Below are 14283 nucleotides of genomic sequence, written 5' to 3' on the forward strand. Positions count from 1 at the left end.
CAAGCTCATTCTTTCGACTTTCCCTCTTTCGGCCTTTGACTTAAAAAGGAAAACTTTTCAACACGCAAAGGTTTGCGTAACCTGTAGATCAATAATCTGTAAATTTATAGGGCTTAAAATGCTAATTTTATCACGCAATCCAAATTTCGCAGTATTATGAAACACTTTTTTATGGCGCTGGCGCTGCTGGCAGGCATCACCACGTTTGCACAGCAGCAAATAACATCGCCCGATAAAAACCTGGTGCTTACCTTTGCGCTTTCGGCCAAGGGCGAACCTACCTACGAACTTACCTATAAAAAGAAACCCGTAATCAAAACCTCTAAGCTGGGTATTGAAACAAAAGACGTGGCTTCTATGCTCGACGGTTTTACCATTGATAAAGCCGAGACTGCAACCTTTGATGAAACCTGGACACCCGTGTGGGGCGAGGAGAAAAGCATCCGCAACAACTATAACGAGCTTGCGGTAACCTTGAGCCAAAAGGCGCAAAAAGGACGCTACATCCGCATCCGTTTCAGGGTGTTTAACGATGGTTTGGGCTTTAGGTATGAATTCCCTGAACAACCGGAATTAAACTACTTTGTTATAAAAGAAGAGCGCACGCAGTTTGCCCTTGCGGGAGACCACAAGGCATTCTGGCTTCCGGGCGATTATGACACCCAGGAGTACAGCACCGTTACCAGCAAGCTGAGCGAGGTGCGCGGCAAAATGAAGGACGCCGTTACGCCAAACCAGTCGCAAACGCCGTTTTCGCCAACAGGCCTGCAAACCCCGCTGATGATGAAAAGCCAGGACGGGCTGTACATCAACATTCACGAAGCGGCACTGATAGACTACTCGTGCATGTCGCTTAACCTTGACGACAAAAACATGGTGCTGGAAAGCTGGCTTACGCCCGATGCTGTTGGCAACAAAGGCTATATGCAGTCGCCATTCCAGTCGCCGTGGAGGACGGTTATCGTGAGCGATAAAGCCGGCGACATCCTGCTTTCACGCCTTACCTATAACCTTAACGAGCCTACCAAATTTAAAGATACCTCATGGATCAAGCCCGTAAAATACGTAGGCGTTTGGTGGGAAATGATAACCGGCAAAAGTACCTGGGCCTATAACGACCTTACCAGCGTAAAGCTTGGCGAAACCGACTACAGCAAAACCAAGCCAAACGGCAAGCATGCGGCTAATAACGAGCACGTAAAAATGTATATTGACTTTGCTGCCCAGCACGGTTTTGATGCCGTATTGGTAGAAGGCTGGAACGAAGGCTGGGAAGACTGGTTTGGTAAATCGAAAGATTTTGTGTTTGACTTTATTACCCCTTACCCTGACTTTAATGTACAGGAACTGCACAAGTATGCTGAAAGCAAAGGCGTGAAGATTATTATGCACCACGAAACATCGGGCTCTGTACGCAACTATGAGCGCTGGATGGATAAAGCGTACCAATTTATGGCAGACAACGGCTACAACGCGGTTAAAAGCGGTTATGTGGGCGATATCATTCCGCGTGGCGAATACCACTACGGCCAGTGGATGATAAACCACTACCTGTATGCCATTGAAAAGGCTGCCGAATATAAAATTATGGTTAACGCCCACGAGGCAGTGCGCCCTACCGGCCTTGCACGTACCTACCCGAACCTTATTGGCAACGAAGCCGCCCGCGGTACCGAATATGAGTCGTTTGGCGGTAATAATGCCGACCATACTACCATACTACCGTTTACACGCCTTGTGGGTGGCCCTATGGACTACACCCCGGGTATTTTCCAAACTAAGGTAAACGCTTATAACCCTGAGAACAATTCATACATTCACACTACACTGGTTAAGCAATTGGCGCTATACGTTACGCTGTACAGTCCGCTGCAAATGGCAGCCGACCTGCCGGAAACGTATAACAAACATCTTGATGCCTTCCAGTTTATTAAAGATGTGGCGGTAGACTGGGACCAGACCTGGGTGCTTGAAGCCGAACCGGGCGATTACATCACTATGGCACGTAAGGCTAAAGGAAAAGACGAGTATTTTATTGGTTCTATTACCGATGAGAATGCGCGTACGGCTACCATTAACTTTGACTTCCTGCCGAAAGGCAAAACGTTTACGGCTACCATTTATGCCGACGGTAAAGATGCCGACTACATAAACAACCCGCAGAGCTACAAGATAACCACCATGAAGGTTACCAGTAAAACCAAGCTGAAGCAAAAGCTGGCTACCAGCGGCGGTTGTGCAATAAGTATAAAATAAGTTCAAATATAAAAAGGCCATCAACTGATGGCCTTTTTATATTTGAGTATAATTTTTGATGTTACCTCACAATTAGTTGCTTATGCATCAAATTCCGGATTGTCTTTCATATCGTGGCCTTCTATACCATGGCGCTTAGCCATAAGCGTTTTTACCTCATTGATAATTTCAGATTTTATTACTTTCTTACCCGGGCAGTCGTGATCAGTACCCGGATCTTCCTTATGCAGGCGCATAGTTTCAGGATCAATGCCTAAAACAGCACTGATAGTAGCAATTGCTGCTACTGTATTTTTGCGGACTGCAAGACCCCTGCCGCTACTAAAGTTTTCTGTTTCATAGTTGCCAAGCATTTCAAAGCCTAAAGCCAACTTATTCCACGATGGAGAATGTACGCCACTCATGGTAAGGGGAGTAAAGACCCATATCTGGTGGTCATCTATAAAAAGGTGTGGCCCTGCACTCCATTTTTTAGTATCACGATAGTAACTTTCAAGGTTGCGTATGTGTTGTAACGTAAGGCCATTGGGACGTTGTGCTAAAGAAGGCGAAGCAGTATTGTGCAATACAATAAATGAAGGGCGCCATGCAGGCCAGGTAAGCGAATGGCAGTATTTGTCAAAAGCTTCAGCATCAAAGCTTAAGGCAGCAATAGGTTTCCAAGGCATATCTTTTTGTTTATTGGTTGGTTTAATAGTTGTAAAATACCAAATGCAGGTATCAGGCGGTTTATTATTAAATTAAAAATATAAATTGTAATACCGGTGCACAATACCTAATAGTGGTGATTTTATTAAAAACAAAATATTCAGAAATAAGAGCTCCGTAGGAGCGGCATATATACCGCTCCTACGGAGCTCTTTATTATATTACGTTTATTTGCTATAAATATGCCGCCCCGCTGGGGCTCAACTAATACTCCGGTGCTAACTCAATAGCCAGCCCCTCAAGTTCATCGGTAATGTTTAGCTGGCAGCCCAGCCGGCTGTTGGGCTTTACATAAAACGCCTCGGCCAGCATTGCATCTTCATCGGGGCCCATTTCGGGCAGGGGTACATCATTCAGTACATAGCACTGGCACGATGCACACATGGCCATACCGCCGCATACGCCTATAGTCCCTTCAGGGGCCAGCTCGTATGCACGCACCAGCTCCATAATGTTCATGGCCATATCTGTAGGCGCCTGAACAGTGTGGGTAACGCCGTCGCGGTCGGTTATATTAATCGTTATTTCGTTCATGGTTCATTGTTCATTGTTGCTCAGGGTCACGTAACAATGAACAATGAACCCTGAACAATAAACAGTTATTCTATCGCTTTTACCACCTGCTTTTCAGCTTCTTTACGGGTGCCGTCAAAGCCGTCTACGCCGCTTACGGTGGTGTACTTAAGTACATATTTCTTGCCGGGGTTCAGCCTGTTGTACACGCTCTGGCACATTAGCGTGGCCTCGTGGAAGCCGCACAATATCAGCTTCAGCTTGCCTGGATAGGTATTGATATCGCCTATGGCATAAATGCCCTCAATATTGGTTTGGTAATCGAGCGCGTTGTTTACCTTAATGGCATTCTTTTCAATTTCAAGGCCCCAGTTTGCAATAGCGCCCAGCTTTGGCGTAAGCCCGAAAAGCGGAATAAAATAATCGGTTTCCAGGATGCTCTTTTCGCCGTCAATATCCAGCTCAAGCGCTTCTACCTTACCATCGCCAAACACATTGGTAATCTCGGCAGGGGTAACCAGGTTTATCTTGCCCTGGTGCTTTAATTCAGTCACTTTCTCTACCGAATCAAGCGCGCCACGGAACTCATTTCTGCGGTGTACCAGTGTAACCTCGCTGGCCACATTGGCCAGGAAAATACTCCAGTCCAGCGCCGAGTCTCCACCACCGGCAATTACAATGCGCTTATCGCGAAACTGCTCAGGGTTTTTTACAAAGTATTCCACGCCGTTTTCTTCGTAGGCTTCAATGCCTTCAATAAGCGGCTTGCGGGGCTCAAAGCTGCCCAGTCCTCCGGCAATGGCTACTGCCTTGGCGTGGTGCTTAGTGCCTTTGTGGGTGGTAACTATAAAAGTGCCGTCTTCCAGTTTTTCTATGGTTTCGGCTTTTTCGTTAAGGGTAAAGCCCGGCTGAAACTGCTTAATTTGTTCCATAAGGTTGTCTACCAGGTCGCCCGCCAGTACAGACGGGTAGCCCGGGATATCGAAAATGGGCTTCTTGGGGTATAGCTCTGTAAGCTGCCCGCCCGGCTGCGGAAGCGCATCAATAATATGGCACTTTAGCTTTAGCAGGCCCGCCTCAAACACGGCAAAGAGCCCAGTGGGCCCTGCACCTATGATTAGTATATCGGTTGTAATCATTGTATGTAATAGATATTTCAGGGCAAAATTGCCTGAAACTTTTTTTGGGAAATATGATAAATGTCAGCGCGCGTTAGGCAACGTTTTCTACCGTTTCTATTTGCGGCGCATATTTTTTAATGGTAGTTTCCACACCGGCCTTAAGCGTCATCTGGTTAACGCTGCAGCTAATGCAGGCGCCTTCAAGGCGCACCTTAACGTGCTTGTCATCCTCAATATCTATCAGGGTAATGTTACCCCCGTCTGACTCTAAAAACGGACGGATTTCTTCAAGGGCTTTTTCTACGTTAAGCTTTATTTCTTCAGTTGTCATTGTAGTCATGATTATTTCTTTTTAACTGCCGAACACCCGGCCATGGTGGTTATTTTAATTGCCTCTGTGGCAGGTAGGTTTTCGTTACGGTTTACGGTTTCCTGTACTACATTGCGCACCAGTTCTTCAAACGCGGCCTCAACAGGCGTGGCGGTTTGCAGGGCGGCAGGGCGGCCGTAGTCGCCTGCCTCGCGTATGCTTTGTACAATAGGCACTTCGCCCAGGAAGGGCACATCAAGGTCTTCAGCAAGGTTTTTTGCGCCTTCTTTACCAAAAATGTAGTATTTGTTTTCAGGAAGCTCTTCGGGCGTAAAGTAAGCCATGTTTTCTATAATACCCAGTACCGGGACGTTTATGCTCTCCTGGCGGAACATAGCCACGCCTTTTTTGGCATCGGCCAGGGCAACCGCCTGTGGTGTACTTACAATAACCGCACCGGTAATAGGCAGGCTTTGCATAAGGCTCAGGTGGATATCGCCGGTTCCCGGAGGTAAGTCTAACAGTAAGAAGTCAAGCGTACCCCAGTCGGCATCCCAAATCATTTGGTTAAGCGCCTTGCCGGCCATTGGGCCACGCCAGATAACGGCCTGCTCAGGGCTGGTAAAAAAGCCTATAGAAAGCATTTCAACGCCATAAGCGCTTATGGGTTTCATTTTGCTTTTGCCGTTTACGGTTACCGATATAGGGCGCTCGCGCTCTACATCAAACATTATGGGCATAGACGGGCCATAGATATCGGCATCAAGAACGCCTACCTTAAAGCCCATTTTAGCAAGGGTAACGGCCAGGTTAGCGGTAATGGTAGATTTACCCACGCCGCCTTTACCCGATGATATGGCAACAATGTTGCTTATTCCCGGTATTTCCTTACCCCTTATCTGCTGTGCCTGTTCGCTAATGCTTGTGCCGGTTTTTTCAGGCATTTCTACCTTTACGTTTACCTTAACCTTAACATCGGGCGATACCAGCTCGTGTATGGTTTTTACAATATCGGCCTCTGCACGCTTGCGTATGTGCATGGCAGGGGTACTCATTACAAGCTCAACTACGGCTTCATCGCCAAAGGTAAGCACGTTGCGTATTGCGCCGCTTTCTACCATGTTCTGGCCTTCTCCGGCAAGGGTTATGGTTTCAAGGGCTTTTAGTATGTCTTTGCGGTCTAATTTCATGTGTGTAAAAAAGCTAACAGCCTCTAATTAAGACTGGTTTTAAATTGCAAAGATACTGCGAAAAGTTTGTTTTTATGTATTGAAAGGCTGAGTTTCTTAGGTTTTTTTGATGATACGTTACGCCAATATTTTGCAGATGATGGTTGTTATTTTTTTAAACACAAAGACACAGGGCACACAAAGGAAAAACACAAAGGTTTTATTTATAGGGCACAAAGCTTTTTGTTTGCAAATGTTAGGTAATACACAGGCGGGACAACACAGGTTTGTGTAAATAAAAAAGGCTGCCCTTGTGAGACAGCCTTTAGTGGTAAAACCTTTATGCTTATTGTTTTATAAACTGTAGTGTTTGTGTGGCGGTGCCGCTTTGCAGTTTTATAAAATACACGCCGTTTGCATAGTTGCTTATGCTAACCGGGTGGTTGTTGCTGCTTATTTTTCCGCTGCCTACAACCTGGCCCAGGCTGTTGTAAACGGTGTAGCTATCAGGCACGGTGTTTTGGCCCTGTGTAGCTATGCTTATAACGCTGTTAGCCGGGTTAGGGTACAGGCTTATGCCGTTTGTGGTGCTAAAGCTGTTTGTGCCCAGTGCGCTGTCTATACCAAAATTAGTGTTTTCCTGGTCTGCAAACGCGCCACCTTCTACAATAACGTCGCCTGCTGTTGTGGTTACAGAGTAAGAACCCTCGCCCCAGTCGCAGCACATACCGTCTCCTGCAAGGTCAAGAATGCTAAAGGTATAGCACTCGCCGCTTTGCACCGGTACTTCTATAACATACGTTTCGTTGCTGTCATAATAATTAATAACGCCGGTTTGCAGGTTTGCGTTAGATGCTATAAAATTGTCATTGCTGTCTAATAACGCCCAAATGGTTTCATCGCCATAATCGTCTGTATTAATGGTAACAATTATGTTTTGGTAGGTGTTATACATTGCTGCAACGCTAAACGGAGTGGTAATGGCATCGTTAGCCGGAGCCTGGTCTGCTACGCCGTTTACGGTTACCATGGCTGTTGTAAACTCATGATCGCCGGCAGCAACGGTAAGGCCGGTAATGGCTATAGCCTCTTCCTCGCCGTTTTCAAGGCTGCCTGTCCAAGAGTAGGTTTGTGCAGCCTCCTCATCTACCTGGTAGGTAAATGTAGCCGATGTTATGGTGTTGTTTCCGTTATTTTTAAGCACTACCGATGGTTCAAAATCGCCACCGCATGTGCTGTTAATCTGCAGGTTTAGCGAGCCGTCGTTATCATACACAAGGCCCGGTACACATCCGTCAGAGGTAATAAGCGAAGCCCTGCGCGGTGAGTTGGCCAATACGGCCTGCATGCGCGCTTTCTGGTCGGCCGTAAATACGTTTTTACACGCATCGCTGGTATAGTCCATATAGTTGGCAATCATGTCTACACCCGGCTCGTCCGGGCAAGAGTCATACCCGGCAGGAGGGCATCCCTGGTTTGCCGTTGCGTGCACGGGGGTATCGGCACAATAGTCTGTACCTTCACACGCTTCGGCATCGCCCCAAATGTGGCGCAGGCCAAAGTAGTGGCCTATTTCGTGCGTGGCGCTGCGGCCGGTAACACCCTGCTCATAAAATCCGTCCGGGTAAATTTCTTCTGACCCAAAGTAAGGCGCACCTATAACCACACCATCTGTATTGGCGCTGGTAGGCAGGCCTGTAAGCCCCTCAAGGCCTGATTGCACAGGGAATTGCGCATAACCGGCAAGCAGGTATATGTTTTGTATGGTTACCTGGCTTACTACCCAAATGTTCAGGTATTTTTCAGGGTCCCACTGGGTTTGGGTTTTCATAACTTCTACCTCGTCCATTTCCCAGGTGGCTTTACCCATGTTACGGCGGGTAATGCCGGTTGAAAGCAGCCCGTTAGGGTCGCGCTGTGCAAGGCAAAACTCAATTTCCATATCGGCGCCTACAGGGTTAGTGTTGTAGCCCGGGGTGTTTAGCATGCGGCGGAAGTCTTCATTAAGCACCGTGATTTGCGAAAATATCTGCTCATCAGAAATATTTTCGTCCTGGCCTATGGCATCGCCGTTGTGTATAACGTGCACTACTACGGGTATGGTAACTACCTGGTTAGTGTTCTGTCCGCTTTTTTGAAGCGAAGCCGCTTTGGCAGCAGCCACCTTTGGCGCAAGCCACTGTTCAAACTTTTGCTGGTTTTGTGCGGCATTGCTGTGCACGGTACCGCAGCTTATAAATTCTTTTTGGCCAAAATGTTTGGCAGTATCCTGGTTTTTAGGTTGTTTCTGGGCATGGAGCGCCAGCGAGAACAAGCCCGTGGCAACAACAGCCGCAGCCCTGTGGGTAATGGTAATCATGATAATTTGTGTTATTTAATGGTTTTTTCCTTAGGGTGGCAAGATAAGGCAGATTTATAAAACCGCCAAGTTTGTTGAGTTTCAATGTATAAGGTTTTTTGTTAATGCAGGCTTCCTGTTTTTTTTTAAACACAAAGGCACAAAGTCCACAAAGTAAGAATGTGATGAGGATTGTTTTGAAGGCCACAAAGGGTGTTTAAAATGATTTACTCCGGCTTTAGCTGAATAGGATGATTTGCCCCCGGCTTTAGCCGGGGGGGCAATATGTTTAGTTTGCCGTGCGTTGCAGTAAGAAACCGGTTTTAAAAATGAAACACCTGCTCCTCTTGTTTATACTGTTTAGCTTAGCAGCCCATGCCCAAAATAACGATACTATTGTGCTTGATGAAGTGGCACTGCATAAAAAGATAAAGCTTAAAACCCATAAGGTTAAACTGCGCTCGGGCATGCTGCTTGCCGAACCGCTAACGGCTATAGCCCAAATAGTTACATTGGTAGACGGTGTGCCGGCGGGGTGGTTAAAAGAACCGGCAAACACGCGCCAAACTTGACAACCTGCCCGATAAAGAGTTTGAACTGCTGCTGTATGATGTTGCAGATGACGGCACACCGGGAAGGCCGCTTACAAATGCGCCTGTTGTTTTTAAGGTTAACGGTAAAAATACCGGCAGGGTTACCATTAACCTGGACGCAGAAAGTATTAAAACCGATGCACGGTTTTATGTGGGCTTTAAGCGCCTTACCCCTGCAAACGATAATGGTTTTGAATTTGAAGCGCTGCTGTTTGATAATGGGGATAAGTATACGTCTTACTACAAAAAGGTTAACGATGGTTCTTGGAAAATACATTTTAACCCGCAGGGGTATGGGCTTAAGCTTGATGCCGTGGTGGAGTATATTAAGCCTTGATTAGGTGTATTTAAGGGGCACAATGGACATAAAGTAAGAATAATGAGTGCTATTTTTAAAGGCCACAAAGGGTTGTGTTTAAAATGATTTGCTCCGGCTTTAGCGGAGTAGGATGATTTGCCCCCGGCTTTAGCCGGGGGAAATAAAAATCCCCGGGGTGTGTCCCGGGGATTAGGTAGTTGCGTTTTTGTATGGCTTAGAGTATTTATTTTTTGCCACAGATTACACAAATTAACACTGATTATTAGTAAGCATTTGTTTAATCATGGCCTGTAATTTATATCGAAGCAAGGTCGGCATGCAGTATGCTTTCCTCAATGGCGTTCCAAAGGCCTATACGTTTTTCAAGCGCCTGGCGCGAAATATCTTCTACCTCTTTCCATTTTGCGGCATCGCCTTCGCACAGCTCGCTTACCATTTGCATGGCCATAGGCCCGTGCTCATCGGCATCCAGCTCTATGTGGCGCTCAAAGTAGTAAATAAGCTTGCTCAAATCCGTTTCGGGGAAGTTAGCCTGGAAGTTGCGCAGTATCTCGGTAAACATGGCCGGAATAAGGTCTTCGCGGCCAAAGGTAAAGGCAGCGGCAATTTCGTGCGGCTTACCCTGGTCTATCACCCTGAAGGTAAAGTCAAGAAAAGCCTTAACATCATCATGCAGCCTGCTGTGTTTTATAGATACAAATATATTCTGGGTTTCCACCACATCGGCAAGGAACCCTTTAATTTCAGTCACATCGGCACCACAGGCCTCCATGGCCTCAAGGTACATTTCAAAATGGCTCTGGCGTGTGCCGTCAAGGGCCAGGTCAGTTTCTTCGGCCAGTACAATCTCGTTAATAAGATAGCGCAGCTCAGGGTTGCCCACCGGAAGCCACGGCACCTGTGTGCAGGTTAGTTTGGCCTGTAGTGCCTTTAGCAGCGACATAAAATCCCACACGGCATATACATGCACCTGAAGGAACTGCCTTAAATCTTCAATGGTTTTAACCTTGCTGTAAAGAGAATGTTGCAACAGCTGCTCCCTTTGGGGGGCAAGGAGGCTGTTAATAGTAGCTGTATCCATAGCGCTTATTTTTTACAAATTTACGAAAGCTATAGCTATCGGGTTTCAGGTTTATATTGATTTTAGCAATACAATAATAATGCCCGGTTATATCTTATTTTGTAAAACAACGGCAATAGTATGAAATTATTGGAAATTAATTGTAAAGTTAAAGCGGGGTGGCGTGGTGCGAAAAGGTTATTGTTGATAAGTTGAGGGTTGAGGGTTGAGGGTTGAGAGTTGAGGGTTGAGAGTTGTTTTTTTAAAGTTCTGAACTTTTCAACTCCCAACCCTCAACCCACAACCAATTTCCCTACCTTAGTAACATGGAAGGCGGTTTTTATTTTACATCAAAAAGCCCGGGCGGGGCGCTTGCCACCTTTGTAGAGCGCATAGGTGTGTTTGGCAACCCGGGGGCGGCACCGCGCGATGTTGTGGTGTTGCCCGACGGCCGTATAGACCTGTTTTTTTGGCGTAATGATAACGGTGGTTTTGATGTGCTGCTGCTGGGGCTTGAAACCGAAGCCGAACAACGCAGTGTGCCCCCTGATACACTTGCCTATACCATAAGCTTTACCCCGCTGGGGGTGGAGTACCTGCTGGGCATGCCTATTGCCGGTTTTTTAAACAGCGGTATTCAGCTGGATGACGGCTTTTGGGGTTTTACCGCGGCCGACTTTGCTGATTTAGATACCTTTTATACTAAAGCGATGGAGACGCTTAGACAACGCCTTCCGGCAGAAACAGATGGGCGCAAGGAAAAGCTGTTTAGCCTTATGTATGCCGCTAACGGCGAAATAAGCGTGGCGGCATTAGCAGTGCAGGTGGGGTGGGGCAGCAGGCAGATAAACCGGTATTTTAGCCAGTACTTTGGGCTGCCGCTAAAGGTGTACTGCACCATATTACGCTTCAGGGCTTCGTTACCGGCCTTAGCCCATGGCAAGCTGTTCCCGGAGCTTGACTTTGCCGACCAGAACCATTTTATTAAGGAAATAAAGAAGTTTGCCGGGGTGGTACCAAAGGAGCTCTCTAAAAATGAGAATGACCGATTTGTACTATTATCACTCTTAAAGGGGCAATAGTTTTGCGGTATAATTTTTATACTCATGAAACTACAAAATAAACAAATAGCCGTAGTGGGCGGCGGCCCCGGTGGGCTTACCCTTGCCCGCCTTTTACAACTGCAACATATTGATGTAACCGTTTACGAACGCGATGCCGATAAAAACGCACGGGTGCAGGGTGCGCCGCTTGACCTGCACGAAAACTCTGGCCTTGCAGCCATTCGACAGGCCGGGCTGTTGGAAGTCTTTAAGCAGAACTTTATGCCGGGCGCCGACAGGGAAGTGATTACCAACGAACGTGCCGAGGTGTTTTACAGCGAGCACGACAAGCCCGAAGAGAACTTTGGCCACGAGCATTTTCGCCCGGAGATTGACCGTGGTGCACTGCGCCGCATACTGCTGGAATCGTTAGCGCCGGAGACCGTGGTTTGGGATGCGCATTTTATCTCGATGGAAAAGCAGGGCGAGGGCTGGCTGCTGCACTTTAAAAACGGTACTACCGCTTATGCCGATGTAGTGGTGGCTGCCGATGGCGCCAACTCTAAAATAAGGCCGTATGTGACGGATATAAAGCCGTTTTACAGCGGTATTACGATGCTTGAGGGTAATGTATACAATGCCCCGGATGCCATTCCGCAAGTGGCAGCCCTGATAAACGGCGGTAAGATAATGGCGTTTGGCAATGCTAAAAACCTGCTTATGGGGCAGAAGGCCAATAATGAGGTGGGTTTTTACGCCAGCTTTAAAACCGATGAAAACTGGGCTAAGACAAGTGGTATTGATTTTACAGACAATACGCAGGTACTGGACTGGTTTAAAACGGCCTACCCTGAGTGGAGCAGCTTTTGGCACGAACTCTTTACTAATAATGCCCTACCGTTTATACCACGCCCCATTTACTGCATGCCGTTAGACCAGGAGTGGGAGGCGCAGCCTAACGTTACCCTGCTGGGCGATGCCGCACATCTTATGCCGCCTTTTGCCGGTGAAGGGGTTAACATGGCCATGCTGGATGCCCTTGAGCTGTGCGAATGCCTGACGGCAGATACATATCCTACCCTGTTAGATGCCATTGCTGCTTATGAAACCAATATGCGCAAAAGGGCATCGGTAATAGCACAGGAATCGTTAGACAACGGCGAGAAAATGCATTCGCCAACTGCCCTACAGGACATGCTGGCATTTTTTCAGGGGGTATAATTTTAAGTTGAGGGTTAAGGGTTGGGAGTTGTTTTTAAAGTTCGAAATGTATATGTCTACAACTTTAAATCAACCCCCAACCCTTAACTCCTAACCAAATTTTAATCTTTCACTCCATATACACCCCTGTTGCCCGGTTTTGTGCATTTGTAACGTAACTCAAACTCCAATTGTGAAATATTAACCCTTTTTGCGCCTTTTTTGACGTAAGACAGGCTTTTTAGTACTTAATTAAAACAATTTAAAATTGTATAAACATAAAAAAACCGCCATAAAGGCGGTTTATATGCAAAAAGTGAAAAATTAAGCTCTTATTTAAAGGCTGCAAACCCGGTTACATCCATACCTGTAATAAGCAGGTGGATGTCGTGGGTACCCTCGTAGGTTACCACGCTTTCCAGGTTCATCATGTGGCGCATAATGCTGTATTCGCCGGTAATGCCCATGCCGCCCAGCATTTGGCGGGCATCGCGGGCTATGGTTAGGGCCATATCAACGTTATTGCGCTTAGCCATAGATATTTGCGCGCTGGTAGCCTTGCCCTCGTTGCGCAAAACACCCAGCCTCCAGGTAAGCAGCTGCGCTTTGGTAATTTCGGTAATCATTTCGGCTAACTTCTTCTGTTGTAGCTGTGTAGCACCTATAGGCTTGTCAAACTGTATGCGCTCCTTGCTATAGCGCAGGGCAGTGTCATAGCAGTCCATAGCGGCACCAATAGCACCCCATGCAATACCGTAACGTGCTGAGTCCAAGCATCCAAGCGGTGCGCCCAAACCTGATTTGTTAGGCAACAGGTTTTCTTTAGGTACCTTAACGTTATCAAATATCAATTCGCCTGTGGCTGAAGCCCTTAGCGACCATTTGTTGTGGGTTTCGGGCGTAGTGAAGCCTTCCATGCCGCGCTCTACTATAAGCCCGTGAATCCTACCGGCCTCATCCTTAGCCCATACCACTGCAATATCGGCAAACGGGGCGTTGCTTATCCACATTTTGGCACCGTTAAGCAGGTAGTGGTCGCCCATGTCTTTAAAGTTGGTAATCATGCCGCCGGGGTTGCTGCCGTAGTCAGGCTCGGTAAGGCCAAAACAGCCCATAAATTCGCCGCTGGCCAGCTTAGGTAGATATTTAACGCGCTGTTCTTCAGAGCCGTACTTCCATATTGGGTACATTACCAATGATGATTGTACCGATGCGGTAGACCTCACGCCGCTGTCGCCACGCTCAATTTCCTGCATGATAAGGCCGTAGCTAATCTGGTCAAGGCCAGCCCCGCCATACTCCTCCGGGATGTAAGGGCCAAAAGCACCAATCTCGGCTAACCCGTTGATTATCTGGTTAGGGAATTCGGCTTTTTGGGCATAATCTTCTATAATAGGGCTTACTTCGCGCTTAACCCATTCGCGGGCAGCGTCGCGCACCATTTTGTGCTCGTCAGTAAGCAAGTCGTCAAGTAGGTAATAATCAGGAGCCTGAAATAGATCGGGTTTCATTTGCTTGTGTTTAGTTACGAAACAAATGTAATTAAAGAAAACTAACAATTCAATAAAAAAATGTTCAATATTTCGATGTAAATTCAATTTTTGTGAAATATTAAAGCGCTTTGTTGAAAGAAGGGGTAGGGTTAGGCAAGGA

General features: G+C 47.0%; 13 protein-coding genes. 5 read left to right on the plus strand and 8 right to left on the minus strand.

The window, feature by feature from the left end; genetic code table 11:
* The first annotated feature begins 156 nt into the window (after positions 1–156).
* Entirely contained in the window at positions 157–2256 is a 2100-nt protein-coding gene (locus AM279_RS16495; protein WP_054409123.1) for a glycoside hydrolase family 97 protein, read from the plus strand.
* A gap of 80 nt (positions 2257–2336) precedes the next feature.
* On the opposite strand, the gene AM279_RS16500 is transcribed toward AM279_RS16495, so the two are convergent.
* The 6 genes from AM279_RS16500 to AM279_RS16525 all read right to left on the minus strand — a co-directional run bounded on the left by AM279_RS16500 (position 2337) and on the right by AM279_RS16525 (position 8436).
* Entirely contained in the window at positions 2337–2924 is a 588-nt protein-coding gene (locus AM279_RS16500) for a peptidoglycan recognition protein family protein (protein WP_054409124.1), read from the minus strand.
* Positions 2925–3168: 244 nt separating this feature from the next.
* Positions 3169–3498 (minus strand): 2Fe-2S iron-sulfur cluster-binding family protein, encoded by a 330-nt coding sequence (locus AM279_RS16505; RefSeq protein WP_054409125.1) that lies wholly within the window; start codon positions 3496–3498, stop codon positions 3169–3171.
* A 65-nt stretch (positions 3499–3563) separates the two neighbouring features.
* Positions 3564–4616, minus strand: coding sequence for an NAD(P)/FAD-dependent oxidoreductase (locus AM279_RS16510; RefSeq protein ID WP_054409126.1), 1053 nt, complete (start codon positions 4614–4616; stop codon positions 3564–3566).
* 73 nt (positions 4617–4689) lie between these two features.
* Positions 4690–4929 (minus strand): NifU family protein, encoded by a 240-nt coding sequence (locus AM279_RS16515; RefSeq protein WP_054409127.1) that lies wholly within the window; start codon positions 4927–4929, stop codon positions 4690–4692.
* 11 nt (positions 4930–4940) lie between these two features.
* A complete protein-coding gene (locus AM279_RS16520) occupies positions 4941–6098 on the minus strand; it encodes an Mrp/NBP35 family ATP-binding protein (RefSeq protein ID WP_054409128.1) in 1158 nt (385 codons plus the stop codon).
* Positions 6099–6423: 325 nt separating this feature from the next.
* Positions 6424–8436 (minus strand): M43 family zinc metalloprotease, encoded by a 2013-nt coding sequence (locus AM279_RS16525; protein WP_054409129.1) that lies wholly within the window; start codon positions 8434–8436, stop codon positions 6424–6426.
* Between the two features lie 308 nt (positions 8437–8744).
* Between AM279_RS16525 and AM279_RS16530 the strand changes: the two genes are divergently transcribed.
* Both AM279_RS16530 and AM279_RS16535 read left to right on the plus strand, forming a co-directional pair.
* Positions 8745–8987 carry a hypothetical protein gene (locus AM279_RS16530; RefSeq protein WP_054409130.1) on the plus strand — a complete coding sequence of 81 codons (243 nt, stop codon included), beginning with the start codon at positions 8745–8747 and terminating at the stop codon, positions 8985–8987.
* A 172-nt stretch (positions 8988–9159) separates the two neighbouring features.
* A complete protein-coding gene (locus AM279_RS16535; RefSeq protein ID WP_054409131.1) occupies positions 9160–9345 on the plus strand; it encodes a hypothetical protein in 186 nt (61 codons plus the stop codon).
* 277 nt (positions 9346–9622) lie between these two features.
* Here the strand turns inward: AM279_RS16535 and AM279_RS16540 are convergent, their stop codons facing one another.
* On the minus strand, positions 9623–10408 hold the full coding sequence (locus AM279_RS16540) for a DUF3050 domain-containing protein (protein WP_054409132.1): 786 nt from the start codon (positions 10406–10408) through the stop codon (positions 9623–9625).
* Positions 10409–10713: 305 nt separating this feature from the next.
* Here AM279_RS16540 and AM279_RS16545 point away from each other — a divergent pair, with 305 nt between their 5' ends.
* Together AM279_RS16545 and AM279_RS16550 are read left to right on the plus strand one after the other, a co-directional pair.
* Entirely contained in the window at positions 10714–11469 is a 756-nt protein-coding gene (locus AM279_RS16545; RefSeq protein WP_054409133.1) for a helix-turn-helix domain-containing protein, read from the plus strand.
* Positions 11470–11493: 24 nt separating this feature from the next.
* Positions 11494–12651 (plus strand): FAD-dependent oxidoreductase, encoded by a 1158-nt coding sequence (locus AM279_RS16550; protein WP_054409134.1) that lies wholly within the window; start codon positions 11494–11496, stop codon positions 12649–12651.
* 311 nt (positions 12652–12962) lie between these two features.
* On the opposite strand, the gene AM279_RS16555 is transcribed toward AM279_RS16550, so the two are convergent.
* Positions 12963–14141 carry an acyl-CoA dehydrogenase family protein gene (locus AM279_RS16555; protein ID WP_054409135.1) on the minus strand — a complete coding sequence of 393 codons (1179 nt, stop codon included), beginning with the start codon at positions 14139–14141 and terminating at the stop codon, positions 12963–12965.
* Between the last annotated feature and the right edge of the window lie 142 nt (positions 14142–14283).

Source organism: Flavobacterium akiainvivens, assembly GCF_001278115.1.
In the GTDB taxonomy this organism is placed as follows: domain Bacteria; phylum Bacteroidota; class Bacteroidia; order Flavobacteriales; family Flavobacteriaceae; genus Flavobacterium; species Flavobacterium akiainvivens.

What these genes read in the sequence shown, in the direction of transcription:
- AM279_RS16495 (WP_054409123.1), top strand. Translation starts at nt 157, where the DNA reads ATGAAACACTTTTTTATGGCGCTGGCGCTGCTGGCAGGCATCACCACG.
- AM279_RS16500 (WP_054409124.1), bottom strand. Translation starts at nt 2,924, where the DNA reads ATGCCTTGGAAACCTATTGCTGCCTTAAGCTTTGATGCTGAAGCTTTT.
- AM279_RS16505 (WP_054409125.1), bottom strand. Translation starts at nt 3,498, where the DNA reads ATGAACGAAATAACGATTAATATAACCGACCGCGACGGCGTTACCCAC.
- AM279_RS16510 (WP_054409126.1), bottom strand. Translation starts at nt 4,616, where the DNA reads ATGATTACAACCGATATACTAATCATAGGTGCAGGGCCCACTGGGCTC.
- AM279_RS16515 (WP_054409127.1), bottom strand. Translation starts at nt 4,929, where the DNA reads ATGACAACTGAAGAAATAAAGCTTAACGTAGAAAAAGCCCTTGAAGAA.
- AM279_RS16520 (WP_054409128.1), bottom strand. Translation starts at nt 6,098, where the DNA reads ATGAAATTAGACCGCAAAGACATACTAAAAGCCCTTGAAACCATAACC.
- AM279_RS16525 (WP_054409129.1), bottom strand. Translation starts at nt 8,436, where the DNA reads ATGATTACCATTACCCACAGGGCTGCGGCTGTTGTTGCCACGGGCTTG.
- AM279_RS16530 (WP_054409130.1), top strand. Translation starts at nt 8,745, where the DNA reads ATGAAACACCTGCTCCTCTTGTTTATACTGTTTAGCTTAGCAGCCCAT.
- AM279_RS16540 (WP_054409132.1), bottom strand. Translation starts at nt 10,408, where the DNA reads ATGGATACAGCTACTATTAACAGCCTCCTTGCCCCCCAAAGGGAGCAG.
- AM279_RS16545 (WP_054409133.1), top strand. Translation starts at nt 10,714, where the DNA reads ATGGAAGGCGGTTTTTATTTTACATCAAAAAGCCCGGGCGGGGCGCTT.
- AM279_RS16550 (WP_054409134.1), top strand. Translation starts at nt 11,494, where the DNA reads ATGAAACTACAAAATAAACAAATAGCCGTAGTGGGCGGCGGCCCCGGT.
- AM279_RS16555 (WP_054409135.1), bottom strand. Translation starts at nt 14,141, where the DNA reads ATGAAACCCGATCTATTTCAGGCTCCTGATTATTACCTACTTGACGAC.